The 1,650-nt window shown below is 71.9% G+C and carries 2 protein-coding genes; both read right to left on the bottom strand.

Going from position 1 to position 1,650, the window contains the following annotated elements; translation table 11 throughout:
- The coding region (locus FOE67_RS25080) for a Uma2 family endonuclease (RefSeq protein ID WP_182667104.1) at window positions 1–540 on the bottom strand (540 nt) is incomplete at its 3' end.
- Between the two features lie 135 nt (window positions 541–675).
- Entirely contained in the window at window positions 676–1,278 is a 603-nt protein-coding gene (locus FOE67_RS25075; RefSeq protein ID WP_182667103.1) for a Uma2 family endonuclease, read from the bottom strand.
- Window positions 1,279–1,650 lie beyond the last annotated feature (372 nt).

Here is a 1,650-nt window from a genome sequence, read left to right as displayed (position 1 = left end):
GGGTTTGCCGAAGGGGACGGTGTGTCGGCCGATGTAGTCACCGGTGCGGGGTTCGGGGTCGGTGTGGAGGGTGAGGGTTTCGCGGTGGCGGTCGATCAGGAGGTACAGGGGGATGGCGGCGCGGGCGTAGGCGAGGCGTTCGGCGGTGCGGTCGTGGTCGGGACGGCCGCTGGTGACCTCGGTGACCATGGTGATGCCGGTGGGCTCCATCCAGGGCGGGGCTCCCCGGAAGACCCGCGCCTCACGTGGAGCGAAGGTGGCGTCGGGCACGAAGCGATGGCCGGGCGTGCCGGCATCTGCCCGTGAGAGGAGGAGCCCTTTGTGGCCGGAGACATCCATCTCCCGGGAGGAGTGGGTGAGCACCTGACGGATCACGGTGCTGATGATGTCCTCATGGTCGCCGTCGGGGGGTGGGGTCACGACGATTCGCCCCTCGATGAGCTCGGCCTTGAACCCCTCGGGCACGGTGAGCGCCAGGAAGCCCTCCTCGAGGACCTCGTCCCGGGTCTGCGCGCGGTGGTCGGCGGCCATGACAGTCATGGTGCCTCCTCTCCGATACGACGACCAGTGTTCCCCCGGCACCCGGCAGGGGGGAAGCGAAAACGGGGATCCCCACCCGAACGAGTGCGCGACCGGGGTGGTGATTGACGCCGGAGTCGGTGCGGCGGCACGCCCTCAGCCGAGATCGCCGGTGTCGAGGTCGAAGCCGAAGGGGGCCGGCAGGGGCAGGGGTCGGCCGACGGGCACGGCGTGCAGCCGTGTGTAGGCCCGCCCCGGCGCGTCCGGGGCGGTGGACGGCGGGGTCGGCCGACTGAACAGCGACACCGTCGCCCGCTCCCGCTCGATGAGCAGGTGGAAGGGGATGCCCGCCTCCGCGTAGGCCCTGCGCCGCAGCGATCTCCCCTTCTCCCCACCGGGGACGGCCGTCTCCACCACCATCAGCACATCGCGTCCCTCCAGCCACGGGGGCGCCTGGCGGAGGACCCGCAGCTCCCGTGCGGTGAAGACGGCGTCCGGTACCGCCCGGACGCAGGGCGCGCCGGGCTTCGGCCGCAGCAGCACCTCCCGGTGGACGGCGACATCGGTGGCGATGCCGCCCCATCGCATCACCTGTCCGATGACCGTGCTGATGAGGTCGGTGCACTCGGGGTCGTGTCGGGGCGATTCGACGGCGGTCATGGCGGCCATCGCCTCCTCCCACGCCCGGTCCCGGACCGGGAAGCCGTGTCGGCGGGCCAGGGCGTCGAGGGCGGCCGTCATGAGGGGTGTGGGGTGCATCGATGGAGCTCGTTTCGCGGGGAGGCGGGTGGATCGGGTGCGGGGGTGCGCCCGGGGGCTCGGCGGGGTTCGGGTGTGCAGGTCGGTGGTCGTCCCTCCGGGTGGGGGACGGAAAGGGTACGGCCCCCGGGGTGCCCGGAGGGCTTCGGGAGGCCACCGGAGGGTGTCGCGCCACCGTTCCTCCCGGTCAGTGTGGGGCTCGTGCCCGGCCCGGCCCGTCGAACTCTTCCGTCATCGCCCGAAAGAGTGAAACTCCCGGCCCCGGAGCGGCACGACGGGGGAGCGGAGGGGTGTGAAGAAGAGTGAAAGGGAGTGATGAGGGGCGAGGAGGGGCGAGAAGAGGGCGAGAAAGGGGCGAGAAAGGGGCGGGAA

The organism is Streptomyces calidiresistens, assembly GCF_014141525.1.
Taxonomy (GTDB): Bacteria; Actinomycetota; Actinomycetes; order Streptomycetales; family Streptomycetaceae; genus Streptomyces; species Streptomyces calidiresistens.
Note: the sequence above shows the minus strand (reverse complement) of the source record. Positions and strands in the feature narration are given on the sequence as shown.

What these genes read in the sequence shown, in the direction of transcription:
- FOE67_RS25075 (WP_182667103.1), bottom strand. Translation starts at nt 1,278, where the DNA reads ATGCACCCCACACCCCTCATGACGGCCGCCCTCGACGCCCTGGCCCGC.